10 protein-coding genes are annotated in these 13,238 nt (G+C 70.4%); 3 read left to right on the forward strand and 7 right to left on the reverse strand.

Translation table 11 applies throughout. The features are described 5' to 3' along the window. Window positions 1–91: 91 nt before the first annotated feature. Window positions 92–1,309, forward strand: a complete 1,218-nt coding sequence (locus NUT86_RS33495; RefSeq protein WP_274739082.1) for an NAD(P)/FAD-dependent oxidoreductase — start codon at window positions 92–94, stop codon at window positions 1,307–1,309. Between the two features lie 74 nt (window positions 1,310–1,383). Here the strand turns inward: NUT86_RS33495 and NUT86_RS33500 are convergent, their stop codons facing one another. After that, entirely contained in the window at window positions 1,384–2,211 is an 828-nt protein-coding gene (locus tag NUT86_RS33500) for an alpha/beta fold hydrolase (RefSeq protein WP_274739083.1), read from the reverse strand. 115 nt (window positions 2,212–2,326) lie between these two features. Between NUT86_RS33500 and NUT86_RS33505 the strand changes: the two genes are divergently transcribed. After that, window positions 2,327–3,655 (forward strand): aminotransferase-like domain-containing protein, encoded by a 1,329-nt coding sequence (locus tag NUT86_RS33505; RefSeq protein WP_274739084.1) that lies wholly within the window; start codon window positions 2,327–2,329, stop codon window positions 3,653–3,655. 56 nt (window positions 3,656–3,711) lie between these two features. Here NUT86_RS33505 and NUT86_RS33510 read toward each other — a convergent pair whose 3' ends face one another. From NUT86_RS33510 to NUT86_RS33535, 6 genes are all read right to left on the reverse strand, one after another. Beyond that, window positions 3,712–4,011, reverse strand: a complete 300-nt coding sequence (locus NUT86_RS33510; protein ID WP_026169769.1) for a hypothetical protein — start codon at window positions 4,009–4,011, stop codon at window positions 3,712–3,714. A 127-nt stretch (window positions 4,012–4,138) separates the two neighbouring features. Then, window positions 4,139–5,308, reverse strand: coding sequence for a glutathione S-transferase family protein (locus NUT86_RS33515; protein WP_274739085.1), 1,170 nt, complete (start codon window positions 5,306–5,308; stop codon window positions 4,139–4,141). A gap of 123 nt (window positions 5,309–5,431) precedes the next feature. Further along, entirely contained in the window at window positions 5,432–6,403 is a 972-nt protein-coding gene (gene ligD / locus NUT86_RS33520; RefSeq protein ID WP_109894219.1) for a non-homologous end-joining DNA ligase, read from the reverse strand. Window positions 6,404–6,514: 111 nt separating this feature from the next. After that, window positions 6,515–8,836: an MMPL family transporter gene (locus NUT86_RS33525; RefSeq protein ID WP_274739088.1), complete on the reverse strand. Its 2,322-nt coding sequence runs from the start codon at window positions 8,834–8,836 to the stop codon at window positions 6,515–6,517. 125 nt (window positions 8,837–8,961) lie between these two features. Next, window positions 8,962–9,600 carry a class I SAM-dependent methyltransferase gene (locus NUT86_RS33530; protein WP_274739090.1) on the reverse strand — a complete coding sequence of 213 codons (639 nt, stop codon included), beginning with the start codon at window positions 9,598–9,600 and terminating at the stop codon, window positions 8,962–8,964. Window positions 9,601–9,679: 79 nt separating this feature from the next. After that, window positions 9,680–11,101 carry an arylsulfotransferase family protein gene (locus tag NUT86_RS33535; protein WP_274739092.1) on the reverse strand — a complete coding sequence of 474 codons (1,422 nt, stop codon included), beginning with the start codon at window positions 11,099–11,101 and terminating at the stop codon, window positions 9,680–9,682. 711 nt (window positions 11,102–11,812) lie between these two features. On the opposite strand from NUT86_RS33535, the gene NUT86_RS33540 reads away from it, so the two are divergent. After that, a complete protein-coding gene (locus NUT86_RS33540; protein WP_159485242.1) occupies window positions 11,813–13,051 on the forward strand; it encodes an alpha/beta hydrolase family protein in 1,239 nt (412 codons plus the stop codon). Window positions 13,052–13,238 lie beyond the last annotated feature (187 nt).

The raw sequence follows: 13,238 nt of genomic DNA on the forward strand, positions 1-13,238 counted from the left end.
CCCCGGAGCGGCCGCCCGACCGGCCGGCCGCTTACGATCCGGGGCGAGAGTGTCGTCGCGGACGTCGACCGATCGGGAGTGGGGGAGCGGTATGGCCGCGGGAGAAGAGGTGCTGGTCGTCGGGGCCGGTGTGGTGGGCGCTTCGGTGGCGTATCACCTGACGCGGCTCGGCCATGAGCGGGTGACCGTGCTGGACTCCCGGGGCCCGGAGGCGCTTCCCGGGTCAACGGGCCTGGCTCCGGGGTTCGTCGGCCAGCTCAGCGCCACACCGGAGCTGGCCGTACTGGCGAAGGACAGCGTGGCCACGTACCGGGCACTGTCCGCCGCCGCGGACGAGCCGGCCTTCTGGCAGGTCGGCTGCCTCGAAGTGGCCACCACCGAGGAGCGCCTCGCGCAGGCCCATCAGGATGTCGCGCAGGGCCGTGGGCTGGGCATCGAGGCGCGGGTGCTCGACGCGGCGGAGGCCGTGGCGCTGGCTCCCGCACTGGTCGATGCCGAGCGGGCGCTGGGGGCGCTGCACATCCCGTCCGACGGGGCCGCCGATCCGGCCGCCCTGACCCGGCTCCTCGTCGCCGCCGCCGAGTCGGCCGGTGCCCGCTTCCGCTGGCGGACGCCCGTACAGGCGCTGGAGGAGGACCGAGGGCGCCTCGTCGGGATGCGCACCGGCACGACGGGCGAACTGCTGCGGGCCGACCGGGTCGTGCTGGCCACCGGCATCTGGGGCCCGGTGCTGGCCGCCGGGGTGGGGGTGCGGCTGCCGATGGTGGATGTCCAGCATCCGTACGTCTTCACCGCCGAGCGGCCCGAGCTCGACGACACCCCCATCGACGCACCGATCGTGCGCTACCCCGACCATGCCGTCTACACCCGCCGCCACGGCCGCCGCTACGGCCTGGGCAGCTATGCGCACCGCCCCCTGCCCTGGGAGCCGTCCGCCACCCGTGACAGTGCCGAAGTGCCGTTCCAGGAGGCTGATTTCGGCTCGGCGCTCGCCGAGGCGCGCCGGCTCGTCCCGGCCTTCCGGCAGGCCTCGCCGGGGCGCCGGCTCAATGGTGTCTTCGCCCTGACGCCCGACGAGCTGCCGCTGGTCGGCCCGGTGGCCGAGGTGCCCGGACTGTGGGTAGCGGAGGCGAGCTGGGTGACCCATGCCGCCGGCGTCGGCCGGCAGGTGGCGGCCATGCTGCTGGAAACGGGGAGGCCCGCCGTGGACCCCGCCCGACTGGCGCCGGGGCGCTTCGACCACTGGAGCGACCGCAAGGTGCACGAGACCGCGCTCGGCCACTATCGGGGCATCTACGACGCGCACTGAAGGACGTTGAAGGACGTTGAGGGGCGGGCGGGCGTGTGAGGTAGCCGGCCCCCCGCGCCCTGTCCCGTCCGGCGTCAGCCGCTCGCCGCCGCCGGTTCCGCGCTGTCGGGCAGGGAGTGGAGAAACTCCGCCAGCGCGGCGTTGAACTCGTCCGGCCGTTCCAGATTCGGCAGATGGCCCGCCTGCTCGATGACCGACAGTGTGGCGTCCGGGACCCGCGCATGGATGTCGCGGGCGTCGCTCACGGGGGTGTAGGCGTCCTCCGTGCCGACCACCACCAGGGCCGGTACCGCTGTCTGCGACAGCAGGTGCGTGTAGTCGGGGCGTTCGGCACGGCCGCGCAGTGCGGCAGCCGCACCCTCGGGAGGCGCGGCCGTCATCATGGCGAGGACGTGGGCGGCGACCTCCGGCCGGTGGGTGAGGGTGTGCGGGGACACCATCTTGCCCAGCACCTCCTGCGCATAGCCGGACATGCCCTCGCGGAGCAGTCGCGCCGCCATGTCCCGGCGCGCGGTCCTGCCCTCCTCGGTCTCCGCCGCGGCGAAGGTGTCGGCGAACACCAGGCCCCGTATCCGCTCCGGGAAGAGCCGGTAGCACTCCATGACGATCTGGCCGCCCATGGACAGACCGCCGAGGACGAAGCGCTCGATGCCGAGCCCGTCGAGCAGGGCGAGGAGGTCGCGGGCGAAGGTCTCCAGCGGGGTCGTGCCGGGGACGACCGTGCTCTCCCCGTAGCCACGGAGATCCGGGGCGATCACCCGCCATCCGGCCCGGCTGAAGTGCTCGGTCTGCGGGCGCCACATCGAGCGGTCGAAGGGGTGACCGTGCACCAGCACCAGCGGCTCACCGCTGCCCTCGTCCTCGTACCCGACAGTGATCTCTCGGCAAAAGACCGAACTCATGGACCGTCCCCTCCGCTGCGGCTTGACGCCTCGATGCTATAGAGGGCAATCTCTCGGTGCAATGTAAATATTGCGCTCGGTGCAATGTGCTTCGGGTGCCATGGGGGAGTGAGCGATGGACGACTATCGCGTGATTGCCGAGGAACTCGCGGCGGAGATCGCCGCCGGCCGCCTCCGCCCGGGGGACCGGCTGCCGCCGCTGCGCCGGTTCGCCCGTGACCGGCGCATCGCGAGCTCGACCGCGGCCCGGGTGTACCGGGAATTGAGCCGACGCGGGCTGACGGTGGGCGAGGTCGGCCGCGGCACCTTCGTCCGCACCGCCGCGCCCGCCACCGAGCCCGCCCTGGCCGAGCCGGGCGAGGCCCGGGTCGACCTGGAGCTGAACTTCCCCGTACTGCCCGGCCAGCCCGCGCTGCTCGCCAAGAGCCTGGGGCATCTGCTGCGCCCCGACGCCCTGGCCGGCGCGCTCCGCCCGGTGGGGGCCGTCGGCACGGACGTGGCCCGTCAGGCCGCGGCCGCGCATCTCGCCCGTGGTGACTGGGCCCCCGATCCCCGCCAGCTGCTCTTCGCGGGCAACGGCCGGCAGGCGGTGGCCGCCGCGATCGCCGCGCTGGTCCCGGCCGGTGAGCGGCTCGGCGTCGAAGCGCTCACCTACCCCGTCGTGAAGGGCATCGCGGCCCGCCTCGGCGTCACGCTCGTCCCCCTCGCCATGGACGAGCACGGCCCGACCCCCGAGGCGCTGCGCACCGCCCCTCCGCTGCGCGCCGTCTACGTCCAGCCCGCCCTCCACAACCCGCTGGGCCACACCATGCCTGCCGGTCGGCGTACGGAACTCGCGGACATCTTGCGGGAGTTGGACCTCTACGCCATCGAGGACGCGATCTACGGGTTCCTCCGCCACGACCTGTCCCCGCTCGCCGCCCTCGCACCGGAGCGCACGGTGGTCATCGACAGTCTGTCCAAGCGGCTCGCGCCCGGACTGACACTGGGATTCCTCACGGTGCCCGACGGCGCCACACAGGACTTCGCGACCGCCCTCAGGGCGGGCACCTGGACCGCCTCCCGCTTCGCACTCGACGCGGCCACCCGCTGGATGGCCGACGGCACCGCGGCGGCCGTCGAGGAGGAGAAGCGCGCCGATGCCGCGGCACGTCAGCGCATCGCCGCCGAACGGCTGGCCGGCTTCCGGGTCCGGGCCGATCCACAGGCGTATCACTGCTGGTGGGAACTGCCGGACCCCTGGCGGGCCGACACCTTCGTCGCCGCCGCCGCGCGCCACGGGATCGCCGTCACCCCGTCCGGAGCGTTCGCCATCGGCCCGGGCCACGCCCCCAACGCCGTACGTCTGGCGCTCGCCTCGCCGCCCCTCGACGTCCTGGCCGGGGCGCTCGACGTCCTGGCCGGGCTGGCGCAGGGGGCGCCGGAGGACACCGGGGCGGAGTGAGGGGGCGCCGGGCCGGGCGGGCGGCGGCTCAGGTGCCGCTCATCAGGTGCCGCTCATCAGGTGCCGCTCATCAGGTGTCCGAGACCGGTGCGCAGTTCCGCCGTGTTCATCACGGGCTGCAGCGAGACCTTCGCGTGCAGATCCATGAAGAACGATTCGAGGAGCGTCGGCATCTGCGACGACTCCGTCATCTCGAAGTAGAAGTAGGCGGTGCGTTCACCGTCGTCGAGGGTGAAGTAGGCCGCCTCCGGCTGCAGGGCGGCGATGGCCGTCTCCATGATCTTCGGCAGACTGCCGTTCTGGATCACTTCGTTGCCTGTCTCGGTCGGTATCCGGGCCGTCAGAACCATCCTCATCTGGCTCACTCCTCGCGTGGAGGGCGTGGGGCGGGTGGAGCGCGGCGGCGAACCGGGAGCCCGGGTGCTCGGCGCCTCCTCGGGAAGCTCCGGTGCACCGCTTGTGCGTGTCTGTCCCTGTCTGTTCTCAGGATCTCATGGCCGGGGTGCCGGGGTCAGGTCCGTCCCCGGGGTGCGGACGCGCATCGGAGCCGGTCAGCAGATGCTCGGGGCGGCCGCTGGGCGGAACCTCCTCGGCCGGCGGCACCGGGCCCGGCGGGGTGCCGTCACCGAACGGCCGGCCGCCCAACTCCTCACGGTGGTGCGGTGTCAGCCAGCCGGAGAGGTCCGGACCGTCCGGGACGATTCCGGTCGGGTTGATGCCTGTGTGTACCCGGTAGTAGTGCTGCTTGATGTGGTGGAAGTCGACGGTGTCGCCGAAGCCGGGCGTCTGGAAGAGGTCCTTGGCGTAGGCCCACAGCACCGGGTCCTCGGCCAGCTTGAACCGGTTGCACTTGAAGTGCCCGTGGTAGACGGCGTCGAAGCGGACCAGCGTGGTGAACAGCCGGATGTCGGCCTCCGTGAGGGTGTCACCGACGAGGTAGCGGCGGTCATGGAGGCGCTCGGACAGCAGGTCCAGGCGCCGGAACAGATCGCGGAAGGCGGCGTCGTACTCGCTCTGCCCGGTGGCGAAACCGGCCCGGTACACGCCGTTGTTGACGTCCCGGTAGACGCCCGCCATGACGATGTCGATCTCCTCGCGCAGCGGCTCCGGATACAGATCGGGCGCGCCGGGCCGGTGCAGCGCCGTCCACTCCGTCGCGAAGTCCAGGGTGATCTGCTGGAAGTCGTTGGTGACGAGCTGACCGCTGGGCACGTCGACGAGGGCGGGGACGCTGACCCCGCCGGGGTAGTCCCTCTCGCGGGCGTCGTAGGCCTCGCTGAGGAAGCGGATGCCGAGTACGGGGTCGCGGCCGCCCGGATCCAGGGTGAAGCGCCAGCTGCGGTCGTCCTGGATCGGGTCGGTGAGGGCGAGCGAGACCGCCTCCTCCAGGCCGAGCAGCCGTCGTGAGATGACGGCGCGGCTCGCCCAGGGGCAGGCGCGGCTGACCACCAGCCGGTAGCGGCCGGCCTCGACCGGCCAGCCGTCGCGGCCGTCCGCCGTGACGCGGTCCGCGAAGTGGCTCCTGGACCGCTTGAAGGGCTTCCTGCCGTACGCGACATTGCCGTCGGTGGCGGCGTCGGTGGCGGCGTCGGTGGCGGCGTCCGAGGTGCCGCCCGTGGTGCCGCCGTTGTTGCCGGCATCGGGGTGGGGCATCACCGACTCCTTCCGTCTGCGGTTGCTCCGGGTCCTCAGGGCGAGCCTTCCCTGACGGGGGCGGGTTTTCCCCCGCGTCAGCCGCCCGGCGCACGGCCGCGGCCGGGCCACGGGAGGCCCGGCTCAGCCGAGGTGGGTGAGATCGGGGCGCAGCCGGTGCCAGATCGGATGCCGCAGCCGGCCGGCCGAGGTCCAGCCGGTGAGCGTGATCTCGGCGACGAGCCGGGGCTCTGCCCAGTGCACCCCCGCCAACTCCACCGGGTTGAGGAACGGGGACCGGTCGAGCCGGATCACGTCCAGGTACCGGGCCAGCTCATGGCGCTCCCGGTCGGACAGCCCCGAGCCGACCGAACCGACATAGCGCAGCCCCGCGGGTTCCGCCACGCCCGCCAGGACGGAACCGGGGAGTCCGGCCAGCCCGCCATGGCCTTCCGTCCAGCCTCCGATGATCACGTCGAGGGTCAGCAGATGCTTGGTCTTGCGCCACTCGGGTGACCGCACACCCGGCAGATAAGCCGAGGTCAGCCGCTTTGCCACCACCCCTTCCAGACCGGCCTGCAGCGAGGCGTCCCACGCCTGCTGCCCATGGCCCTCCACATATCCGGGCGCCGACCAGTTCGGGCCGCGCAGCCCCAGCCCGGACAGCAGGGACCGGCGCTCGTAATACGGCGACCCGAGCAGCGAGCCGTCCAGATACATCAGGTCGAAGAGGACGAGGTGTACGGGGTACTCCATGGCCAGCCGGGCCGTACGGCGCGGGTTCACCACACCCATCCGGCGCTGCAGCAGCCCGAAGTCGGGCCGTCCGCGCGCGTCCAGCACCACCACCTCACCGTCGAGCACCGCGGTCCGGCCCCGCAGCTGCTCACCCAGCGGCGCCAGCTCCGGGTAGGTGCCGGTCGCGTCGTTGCCCGCCCGGGTCACCAGCCGGATCGTGCCGTCGCCGGAGGTGTTGACGATGCAGCGCGCACCGTCCCATTTGGCCTCGAACGCCCAGGCCGCCTCCTCGTTCCCGGCAGGCAGCGGGCCGACCGTGGCCAGCATCGGCCGGATCACGGGGTAGGAGGCCGAGCCACGCTCGGCGGACGGGGCCATGGTTCGATGATCGGGCGATCCGGGGGCGTTCGCAGATCGGCATGCGGGCGGGCGATACGGGGACGTTCGCAGACCGGCACGCGGCCGGGCGAGGCGGTCCCTCCCGGGTGCTCAGCCGCCCCCGCCCGGACGTGCCCCGCTCCGAGGGGCGTCCCCGCGCGGCGGTCCCTCCGCGGGCAGCTGTTCCTCGCCCTCCGTACGGACATGCGGCAGGATCCGGTCCAGCCACCGGGGCGTCCACCAGGCCGCCGGGCCCAGCAGCGTCATCACCGCGGGGACCAGCAGCAGTCTGACCACCGTGGCGTCGATCAGTACGCTCACGGCCAGCCCGAGGCCCAGCATCTTCACCACGATGTTGTCGCTGATGATGAACGCGGCGAACACGCTCACCATGATCAGTGCGGCGCAGGTGATCACCCGGGCGGTGATCTCCAGGGCGTGCGCCACGCTCGCCTTCGCGTCGGCGGTGCGCAGCCATGCCTCGTGCACCCGCGACAGCAGGAAGATCTCGTAGTCCATGCTCAGCCCGAAGACGATCGCGAACATCATCATCGGCACATAGCTCTCGATCGGCACCGTGCCCGAGACCCCGAGTGCCGGCCCGCCCCAGCCCCACTGGAAGACCGCCACCACCACCCCGTACGAGGCGGCGATCGACAGGACGTTGAGCACCGCCGCCTTCACCGCGACCAGCACGCCCCGGAAGACGGCCAGGATGATGACGAAGGCGAGCGCGACGACCACGGCGATGATCAGCGGAAGCCGGCTGGAGACGATGTCCAGGAAGTCCACCTGGCCGGCGGTCGTACCGGTCACATAGCCGTGCGCGTCGGTCCCCTTCACGGCCGCGGGCAGCAGATCGTGCTTGAGCCGGTTGACCAGATCCGTGGTGTCCGCGTTCTGCGGGGCCTGGGTGGAGTAGGCGGTCCCGGTCAGCACCGCGCCGTCCGGGGTGGCCTTCAGCGGGGTGATGAAGGCCGCGCCCGGGACATCCGTGAGCACCTTCCGTGCCTGTGTCGCCAGCATCGGGCGGTCCGCCTGCGGGACAGCGGACTCGTCGATGACGAGGGTCAGCGGGCCGTTGGAGCCGGGGCCGAACGCCGAGGACATCAGGTCGAAGGCGCGCCGGTCGGTGAACGACTTCGGGTCCGCGCCGTCGCCGATGTGCCCCAGCTGGATGGAGAAGACGGGGATGGCGAGCACGACCACGATGACCACCCCACCGGCCAGATACCACCACGGGCGGCGCTCCACCCGCTGTGCGTACCGGTGCCAGGTGCCCTGCGCCGCCTCACCCGGTCCGGCGTCCGTCTCGGCGATCGGGCGGCGGACCCGGAGCCGGTCGATCCGGCGGCCGATCAGCCCGAGCAGCGCCGGTACGAGGGTGAGCGCGCCGAGCACCGCCGAGACCACGGTGATGGCGGCCGCCACACCCAGCTTGCCGATGAAGGAGACGCCCGAGACCCACAGCCCCATCAGCGCGATGATGACCGTGCAGCCGGACACCAGCACCGCCCGGCCGCTGGTCGCCACGGCCCGCCCCGCCCCGGTGACCGGATCCGCACCGTCCATGAGGTTCTGCCGGTGCCGGGTGATCAGGAAGAGCGCATAGTCGATGCCGACGCCGAGGCCGATCATCGTGGCCAGGGTGGGGGAGACGGTGGCGAAGACGAAGACGGCGGCGATCAGCCCCAGACACGCCAGCCCGCACAGGGCGCCGATCAGCGCGGTCAACAGCGGCACACCGGCGGCCAGGACACTTCCGAAGCCGACCAGCAGCACCAGGATCGCCACCCCGAAGCCGATCACCTCACTGGTCCGGTCGTCGGGCTCGGGCCGGGCCAGCTCGCCCAGCGGCCCGCCGTACTCCACCTCCACACCCGCGGAACGCAGCGGCCGCACGGCCGAGTCGACCCCGTGCAGATAGTCCGGCTTCAGAGTGGACGGCTGCACACTGAACCGCACCGTGATGTACGCGGTCCGGCCGTCGGTGGACAGCGGGCCGACGTCGGGCGTCCCCGGCGGCGGTTTGGCGGGCGGTGCGCCGGGCGACGGCAGCGGGTTCTGCGCGGACAGCACATCCGGCAGCTTGCCGAGAGCGGTGACGGCGCCGTCGATCTCGTCGCGGAAGTCCGTCAGCGGCTCGGCCGCGTCATGCAGCACGACCTGGCTGCTGTAGCCCCCGGCCTTCGGCTCGTGCTCCTGGAGCACCTCGCGGCCCCGCGTCGACTGGACCCCGGGCAGCGCGAAGTCGTCGGAGTACTCCCCGCCGTACGTACGCTGCAGGAACTGCAGCCCCGCCAGGGCGACCAGCCACAGCACCAGGACGACGACGAAGTGCCGGGCACACCACTCGCCGGTCCTGCGCAGCAGCCCCTTGTCGCCGGACGCGCCGAGTGCGGCCGCCCCGCTCGGATTCCTCGGCAACGACATAGCTGCTCCCGATGCGGGCCGGCGCTCCTGGCACATACGGACAGGCAGCAGTCAACGCCGGTTCCGCCGCCGCGGCATGCCCACCGGGGAATACGGGTGTCGGCCGAACGGGTGCGTCACCGGCGTCAAGCGCCGGTGGGGAGCGCTTCCTTGCGGAACACCAGCAGATAGCGCCAGAAGAGCAGCCGGCGGATCCGGCACCCGGGGAGCAGCGCGGCGGCCTCCCGGCGGATGCGGGGGAGCGGCATGCCCGGCGGTGCGACGGGTGGTTTCACCGGAGCCGTACCGGAGGGACGGAGCCTCTCCGAGGCGCCGACGGTGAGCCTGATCCCCGCATTCACCGGCGCGGCAGCCAGCCCCCAGCCCCAGTCGGCCGGTGACTTCTCCTGATAGCAGCCCAGGACGACCAGCACTCCGCCCGGTGCGAGGGCCTTGCGCAGCGCGGTGACCGTGTCGAACGGCATGTGATGGAGGCTCGCCAGGCAGGAGATGAACCCGTAGTGCCCGTCGGGCAGTTCCAGCTGGGTGATGTCCGCGTGCTCATAGCGGGGCAGTCCGCCTCCGTCCGCGACTTCCCCGTCCGCGGCCCGGGCCCGTGCGAGGACTTCGGCCGACGGATCGACCGCATGGACATCGAGCCCCAGCCCGGCCAGCCGGCGCGCGAACCGGCCGGTCCCGCACCCGACGTCGAGGGCGGTGCGGCAGCCGCGCGGCAGGTGCCGTAACAGCAGACGGTGGTAGTGGTCGTTGTGGTCGAAAGGCATCCACCGAACCTAGGGCGTGCACGCAAAGTCCCGCCATGTAAGCCATGGTGCCCGCGCTCACGTGGTGCCGTGCCCGCCGTCACCTGGTCAGCGTCACGACTCTCGAAGTACCGAGCCCCCGCCCGTGTGCGTCAAGCGCCCTGACCTGGAAGTACGGGCCCCGGTTCGCTGTCGCGAGGGCCGTCTCGAACCCGGTGCGGGGGACGCGTCCGCGGACGACCCGCAGGGAGTGGGGACGGGGTCCGGCGAGCAGTTGCCACCCTCTGGTCTCCGTGGAGCCGTTCCACGAGGCGTAGACGACGCCGTGTCCGCCCCTGGCTCGTGCCGCCGCACTCGGCGGGTAGTACGGCCGGCCGACCCATTGGTTGCGGAAGGCACGGTACGAGATGTTGGATCCCGGCATCTTCGCGTCGTAGAGCAGGCTCTGCGAGCCGTTGTTCTGGGAGTTTCCCGGATACGCGTACTCCGAGTAGTAGGAATTCTGGCCCCACCCGATGAACTGGTTCCCGTTGGGAAGGGCCTGGGTGTTCCCTTGGGAGGCGGAGTACAAGGGCGGTGCGTGGTAGTAGGTCTTGTGGACGGTCGCCCGGCGGCGCGCGAAGTTGAGGTTGAGGATCAGGCCGTGTGACTGCTGCTCGGGTGTGCCGTCCGGCTGGCTGCAGCAGCCGTCGTCGAACATGCTGATCCGGCCCTCCGGCCGGAACCTGACGTCGTGTTGCCAGTAGAAGTCCGCATTCGGGCCGAAGGTGAAGTCGCTCTTTTTTCCGCCGAGTTGCCAGCGGATCCGGCCGGTCCTTCTGGAGATGTCGTAGGCCGCCCACATGTTGCGTGCCGAGACCAGCACTTCACCATGGGGTCCTTCGTCGATCGAGTTCATGTGGTAGGCGTCCCACACTCCGCCGGATGACGACGCATCGGAGGCGGGCACCTCGGATTCGGTCGGATCGACGTGATCGAGAATGTCCCACGAGAAGACGAGTTCCCCCGTGGCGAGGTCGACCTCCTGAACCTCGCTGTCCAGGATGGCGCCGTCCTCCGGACCGCCGTAGGGGCTGAGGTCCATGGGGACCGGCTTGGTCGCGATGAACAGTGCGGTTCCTCTGCGGGTCAGGATGAATTCGTGCTCGTCCGGATGGAAGCCGTGACGGGCGAAAACCGTTCTGACCAGGTGGTAGTGGCTGTCGTAGATGTAGTAACACCCGCCCGGTTCGGGGGCGCCGCCTGGCAGGTTGGTGTATGCGGGCGGGATCGCGATGGACCCCTGCCACCAGGTCAGCACGGGCTCCGACGTGCCGTTCCGGGGGTGGTGATAGGTCTGCACCTTGAAGTCGGCGTTCTGCAGGCTGGTTGAGGGCAGCGGCCGGAACCAGACCGGCTCACCGGAGTTGTCGGAAATCAGCGCTCCGGTCTGGCCGATCATCGGGCTGCTGATGGTGTACGGGCCGGTGAAGATTTTCCCGGTTGCCGTTCCCGGGCGCTGCGCGGTCACGCTGACCCGCATGGGACGAAGTCTCGGCGCCGAGACGAAACTCCACACGCCGGGGCCCGAGGTGATCAGCTCCGGCGCAGGGGGGCTCCCCGACGGAGGCGCCGGCTCGGTCGCACACAAGCGGGGCCCTGGGGGCGAACTCGCCTCGGCGGGAACCACACAGCACGCGAAGGCGAGCCCCGCGGCCAGTGCGCAGGTCCCTGGGGCGCGGCTCATCCGCCTGGCCCTGCGAGCCCACGGCTTTCCCTCTGCCATCGTCTCTCCATCGCGATGTGTCACATTCCTGAGCCGCCCGGGAAGGTCCGTCAGCAAGATCAAAGCCGGGAGACCTGTGCTGCCGGTGACGCTAAGCGCTGGGGTCAGCCGCCGCCTGCTGGAGACGCCGTCCGGTGGACCGTTCACCCAGTCCCCCGGCGGCATACGTGGTCATGCCGACCCAACGGTCCATCAGACCGGCGCTGAGCAGGCACGAACGAGCCGCAGCGCCTAGCGTCACAGAGCACGGCTCCCGGCATCGAGCAGTCCTGGGTATTTGGCCGGGAGAGGGACGACAGGAAGTAGGCACAGGTGCGATCATCAGCAATGAGTGAAGCCGCCGTGTGCGCACACCCGCTCCGGTCAGGCGTCCGCCGCTTCCCTCCCAGGAAAGGAGGCCGGCGGGTAGGCAGTCTTAGGGGGCGCATCAAGCGGTCGGGCAAACCGGCGGCTGCTCTGCTGCTGGCGATGGTCCTCACCGGCTGCGGATTCGTCACGCCCTCGGGAGACTCCGACGGTTCCGGGGAGAACACGGGCAACGGCGACGTGGTGGGCACTCCCGCGCCGCTGCGCAACGTGCCCCGCGAACTGTCCACCCTGGCCGACGGGAAACTGGTCGTCTACCGCATGCCGGGCATGCAAGGAAAACGGATCAATGCAACCGCCATGCTGTTCACTCCCAGAAAATCTCCGCCGGCCGGCGGCTGGCCACTTTTCGTATGGGGTCACGGGACCGTCGGATGGGCCCCGGAGTGCGCACCGAGCGTCCAGCTCCAGGAACACAAAAAATGGGCTGACCAGCCGAACGCCGCGTTGTTGGCGGCCGTCCTGAAGATGGGCATTGCTGTTGTGGCCCCGGACTACGAGGGGATGGGTCCGGTGGCAGCGGGCGTCACGGCCGGACACGGCTATTACCATCTCTCAAGCCAGGGCAAGTCCATGATTTTCGCCGCAGTCGCCGCGAAACGGTATCTCGGCGGAAAGGCGTCCGGGAAATGGGTGCCGGCTGGTTGGTCCGAAGGGGGATTTGCTGCACTCGCCGCCGCATACTACTCCCGGCTGTCCAAGAAGGCAGAGCCCGCTCTGGACTACCGGGGGACGATTTCCCTCGCCCCCGTCCCGGACGTCCCCGCCATGAACAAGCTCCTGTGGCGGGACATCGCCAACGGCTCCAAGCCCGGGACCACGCCCACGGAACATCAGATCGACCAGCTTGTCTTCGCCAACGCGGAGACCATCTATTTCACGAAAACCCAACGCTATGCGGGCTATCGTGTCGCCCCCGAAAGGATCTACGGCCAGAATATGCTGAAGTTCTATCAGCAGGACTGGCGGACGTGTCTGGACGATCTGAATGCCATGGTCAAGCGTGACATCAAAAGCTATCTGAATTCCTCGCCTTCCCGCCGCTTGTCCTCATATCCGGGGATCCGCGGAAACCGTCCGAACTCGCTGCCGGAGAACAGGCGATTCTTCGAACGGAACCAAGGAAAGCTGGAGAACTCGACACTGCCGGGATCGGTCCTCTGGCTCTACGGGGCCGATGACATCACCAGCCCGAGCTCTGTCACTTACCACGTCGTCAACAAGATGCTGGCCAACGCCAACGACATCAACCTCGCCGTTTTCGAGGGGGCCGGCCACTATGACGTGCCCACGGTCGGCCTACCGCTGATTCAGGCACGCCTGAGGCAGCTCTTCCGGTGAAGCCATGAGCGGATCGCGCTCGGCTTCCGCGGTGTAGCGGATGCGGTTGGTGCGTTGCCGTCGTCGCCTGGCCGTTCCTGCTGCCCGTACGGCTCCTTACGATTCCTTACGATCACTTGTGGCACGGCACGAGGTAAGGACCGATCTGTTGATGAACCATTCCTGGGCGCCTGTTGAGCTCGGTATG

Origin of the sequence: Streptomyces sp. G7(2002) (assembly GCF_028870195.1) — a bacterium.
Lineage (GTDB): Bacteria > Actinomycetota > Actinomycetes > Streptomycetales > Streptomycetaceae > Streptomyces > Streptomyces nigrescens.

Coding starts and splice junctions, on each gene's coding strand:
- NUT86_RS33510 (WP_026169769.1), bottom strand. CDS start 4,011: ATGAGGATGGTTCTGACGGCCCGGATACCGACCGAGACAGGCAACGAA.
- NUT86_RS33525 (WP_274739088.1), bottom strand. CDS start 8,836: ATGTCGTTGCCGAGGAATCCGAGCGGGGCGGCCGCACTCGGCGCGTCC.
- NUT86_RS33495 (WP_274739082.1), top strand. CDS start 92: ATGGCCGCGGGAGAAGAGGTGCTGGTCGTCGGGGCCGGTGTGGTGGGC.
- NUT86_RS33540 (WP_159485242.1), top strand. CDS start 11,813: ATGGTCCTCACCGGCTGCGGATTCGTCACGCCCTCGGGAGACTCCGAC.
- NUT86_RS33515 (WP_274739085.1), bottom strand. CDS start 5,308: ATGCCCCACCCCGATGCCGGCAACAACGGCGGCACCACGGGCGGCACC.
- NUT86_RS33505 (WP_274739084.1), top strand. CDS start 2,327: ATGGACGACTATCGCGTGATTGCCGAGGAACTCGCGGCGGAGATCGCC.
- NUT86_RS33500 (WP_274739083.1), bottom strand. CDS start 2,211: ATGAGTTCGGTCTTTTGCCGAGAGATCACTGTCGGGTACGAGGACGAG.
- NUT86_RS33535 (WP_274739092.1), bottom strand. CDS start 11,101: ATGCGGGTCAGCGTGACCGCGCAGCGCCCGGGAACGGCAACCGGGAAA.
- NUT86_RS33530 (WP_274739090.1), bottom strand. CDS start 9,600: ATGCCTTTCGACCACAACGACCACTACCACCGTCTGCTGTTACGGCAC.
- ligD (WP_109894219.1), bottom strand. CDS start 6,403: ATGGCCCCGTCCGCCGAGCGTGGCTCGGCCTCCTACCCCGTGATCCGG.